Annotated in this window: 4 protein-coding genes and 1 pseudogene; 2 read left to right on the top strand and 3 right to left on the bottom strand. The window is 44.0% G+C overall.

The annotated features are described in order from the left end of the window. Both B7Y67_RS12365 and B7Y67_RS12360 read left to right on the top strand, forming a co-directional pair. Positions 1 to 182, top strand: a pseudogene (locus tag B7Y67_RS12365) (hypothetical protein); the annotation flags it as partial. A 272-nt stretch (positions 183 to 454) separates the two neighbouring features. Further along, positions 455 to 1,090, top strand: coding sequence for an NAD(P)H-dependent oxidoreductase (locus B7Y67_RS12360; protein ID WP_293598907.1), 636 nt, complete (start codon positions 455 to 457; stop codon positions 1,088 to 1,090). Positions 1,091 to 1,113: 23 nt separating this feature from the next. On the opposite strand, the gene B7Y67_RS12355 is transcribed toward B7Y67_RS12360, so the two are convergent. The 3 genes from B7Y67_RS12355 to B7Y67_RS12345 all read right to left on the bottom strand — a co-directional run. Beyond that, positions 1,114 to 1,764 carry a cupin domain-containing protein gene (locus B7Y67_RS12355; RefSeq protein ID WP_293598906.1) on the bottom strand — a complete coding sequence of 217 codons (651 nt, stop codon included), beginning with the start codon at positions 1,762 to 1,764 and terminating at the stop codon, positions 1,114 to 1,116. A 114-nt stretch (positions 1,765 to 1,878) separates the two neighbouring features. Beyond that, positions 1,879 to 3,183, bottom strand: a complete 1,305-nt coding sequence (locus B7Y67_RS12350; protein ID WP_293598905.1) for a lipase family protein — start codon at positions 3,181 to 3,183, stop codon at positions 1,879 to 1,881. Positions 3,184 to 3,243: 60 nt separating this feature from the next. Then, positions 3,244 to 3,987, bottom strand: a 744-nt coding sequence (locus B7Y67_RS12345; RefSeq protein WP_293598904.1) for an amidohydrolase family protein, incomplete at its 5' end; no start/stop codon positions are given.

Here is a 3,987-nt window from a genome sequence, read left to right as displayed (position 1 = left end):
GGCAGTTCGCGTACCTCTGTATGGCCCTTTCTATTGGGGTAGGTGTTGTCACGACGCTATTGAGTAAAGAACCAGTGCGCGTTGAGTTAGCAAAGGCCCCCAAGGCCATTATCAAAATTCATAGTGCCTTTGATCCCAGTAAGCCAAAGATAAGGGGTTACTTCAAAGCGCCATTCATTTGATGCCTTAGGGATTGGAGAGACTTCTTGGGCAAGAGCAAAACTTGAGGAAGCCAGTAGTGCGAGGATTCCAAAGAAAGTCTTAAAGAGGGGGTTTTTCATAGTGGGCGAATAATTCAGAATTAAAAAGGTAATAAAAATAACAATCGCTATTTTAAAGGGCTTTATCTATTTAAAGGCTTATTGGAAACCCCAATAATGAGTGTTTCTGCAATTCAATCCAGCCTCCACTAAACTCACCCAAAACAACCCCGAATACCCTAAAAGGATAACAAATGAGCTTAATTGATAAATTGCAGTGGCGCTACGCCACTAAAAAGATGGATTCCGAAAAACTGGTTCCAGAAAATAAGGTCGAGCAAATCCTCGAAGCTATTCGCCTAACTGCAAGCTCAAGCGGACTTCAGCCCTACGAGGTGATTGTCATTACCAATAAAGATATTCTCCAGAAGATTAGAGCAGTTGCTAATGACCAGTCTCAAGTCACTGATTGCTCTCATTTACTCGTTTTTGCCGCATGGGATAACTACACCGCAGACCGCATCAATGCTGCGTTTGATATGACTGAATCTATTCGTAACTTTACGAGCGAATCTGGCACTGCATATCGCCAAATGCTGCTTAAAGCATATCCGGCTCGAGACGCTGAAACAAACTTTACTCACGCTGCTAAGCAGGCCTATATTGGTTTAGGTACGGCTCTAATTGCTGCAGCCTATGAACAAGTAGACTGCACTCCTATGGAAGGCTTTAATCCACCGGCAGTAGATGACATTCTGAATCTGTCTGCCAAGGGCTTACGAAGCGTCATCTTGCTCCCCTTGGGATATCGCAATGCCGATGAGGATTGGCTTGTCAAACTCAAAAAGGTGCGGAGAGCGAAAGAGCAATTCATCTCTTGGATTAAATAAAGCAATATCAGTTTGCATTCAATCTAGATTAAATGCCCGGTCTTAACAAAGATCGTGCAACCTTCTTTACTAAAAGGTTGATGCAAGCTCATATGGGGGCTGCGAATCCATGAACCAGCTGGATAGCGTCCATGCTCATCCTCAAATACGCCATCCACTACAAAAATCTCTTCGCCGCCATAATGCTTGTGTGGGTTGAAGTAAGTTTGAGGAGCCCACCTAACTAATGTAGAGCCCGCACCCTGTCTCATCAGCGGCATTACGGTTAAACCAGGCACCATCCCTTGAAACCATGGTGCAGAATGGGTATCCACAATCTCGCGCTCAATCTGCTCAGATCCCAAGTGTCGTAACTTTACAAAAAGAGTACAGCCATTCTCGCTAAAAGGTGCATGAGACGAGCCAGGAGGATTCATGATGTAGGTACCGGCTGGATAGTTGCCAGTCTCATCACAAAATACTCCATCTAACACCAAGATCTCTTCTCCAAATTCATGGGTATGGGTTGGAAACTTCGCACCAGCTTCGTATCTAACGATCGAAGTAGCTCTCGCCACCTCATCGCCCTGACGATCAAGCATGCGCCTCTCGATACCTACGGAAGGGCTTGAAATCCACGGTAGGTCTTGATGATTCAGCACTACACGCTTACTGTAGTCAGAATAAATATCCATAAAAATCTTTTCAGTAATAAATTGTTAGATACAAGAATAACAATGGATTGAAATTATTGCTCAAAAGAAAAAACCACCCGAAGGTGGTTTTCTTACTATAGAGAATTACTAAGCCTACTTTTGAGGGCAACTATTTGCCAATGGTTTTCCAGCAATACGATCCTTGACCCAGTCAAGATACATCGGGGCTGAAACTCCGGGAGTCGTAAAGTGTGTCTGCTCTCCTGGCAGCTGAATTCTTCCTACATTTGCACCCATACTGCACATTTGCTTCTGATAAAGCTCATGCATGATTGGAGGAACTGCGGTATCTTTTGTACCCCAATAAATCACAACAGGTGCAGTAGGTTTTACCGGCTTAACACTGCCATTAACAAATGCCTTGACCCATGCCAAGGAGTTGCTTGGTTCTGGCTTCAGGAGAGTTTTATAGTTATCCCCATAAGCATAACTAAAGGTATCCGCTAGAACATGCATGCACTTGTTTCTAGATAATTTATCTACCACTTTTACACCCTCATCAGTCAGCACATCGGATAGCTTCAGATCAGGAAAAGCCGCCTCTGTACCCCACAGTCCCATCATATAGTGGGCGAACAGAAATACGTTTGGCACATTAGCCTGGGTAAAGCCATTCATGAGTTTTTTCGCACCTGCCTCATCAGCCGGTACATTTGGAAGCATGGCTGCTACATCTTCTGGTGCCAACGCCACAAATCCTAGATATTGCAGATTATCTGCTGCAGTGCCTTGAAGGACTTGGTAGTCTGGCAGGCTTGCGGCAGCAATAGTAGCGCCACCACCCTGAGACCAACCATACACTACAGTCTTTTTACCGGCGCCCACTTCTTTCATAGAGCTGGCAGCTCTTGCAGAATTAATAACGTCCCTTCCGTTTGTTTGTGCCACAGCATACTGATGCTTGCCACCGCCACCCAAGCCTTGGTAGTCTGTAGCAACAACAACATATCCTTGATTGATGAACTCTTGACCATTGGGAATTCCGTAATCGGTCCAAGAGTTACCGTCCATCAGGAAATATTCATTTAACGCAGCCGTTGGATCAATAATTTGAGATGGTCCACAGTTTTGAGCCGAACCTGTTGTGCCATGTGCCCAAGCCAATATTGGCCTTCCTTCTTTTGGGCTTGGTCCAACAGGCGCGATGATGGTCCCAGTAGCAATCGTTTTACGACCAGCCACATCAGATGAGATATAAGCAATCTTCCAAGCCTGCGCACCTTTTACAGATGTTGCAATTTTCTCTTTAGAGATGACTTGACCCAACTTACCTTCAGGAGCCATTTTCATGACGGAGGCATAAAAAGGTGGCATTGGTGGATCGGCATATACAGTGGAAGACAAGATGCCTAGGACTGCGCTGAGTACTACTAGTAAAAGTTTAGTAATTTTTTTCATGATTCATAAAGATAGAAGAAGCTATAAGTTCAATATTAAACGACAACTCTACATACTAAATTAGGGACGAACATACAGATCTTTACCATTCTTAATTGTCTTCACAATCTGAATATCTTTAATCTCCATTGGATCTACTTTCAATGGATTGCGATCAAGCAGAACCATATCGGCAAGCTTGCCGGCGGCAATACTACCCTTTGATGCCTCTTCTTTGTATTGATATGCAGCTACAGAAGTAAATGCACGAAGAGCAATATAAGGGTCGATACGTTGATCAGGACCCAAAACTCCCCCTCCGTAGATATTACGGTTTACAGCAGTTCCAATCGTAAACAAGGCACTTGGACCAGATGAAGGAGTGTCATTGTGAATACCAAATTGCATTCCCTTTGCATGGGTCAAATTGAGCGGCACCATATTACTAGCTCTCTCATCGCCTAGAATTTTTCTATATACATCACCATACATCCAAATGTGATTAGGCATAAATTGAGGAAGAATTTTATTGGCCTTGTATTGGTCTAATTGATCATCACGGATAAAGAATGAGTGTGCAATCGCCGTTCTGCGATCTTCAGTAATACCCGTTTCTCGGATTGCCTTGGCAATACCAGCAAGAGTCATGTCAATCCCTGCATCGCCATTGGAATATCCGTAATACTGAATATTTTTTTCATACGCCAGCTTTGCGTAATGATCAACCAAAGCCTGGGTAGCAACAGCCATACCGCGCCAATCTTTTGGGAACCCCGAAGTGTCGTTATAAGGCTTAGTAAAGTACGCCAAACGTAATTGAGGTGC

Source organism: Polynucleobacter sp. 35-46-11 (assembly GCF_002281105.1).
This window is presented reverse-complemented; position numbering and strand designations above follow the sequence as displayed.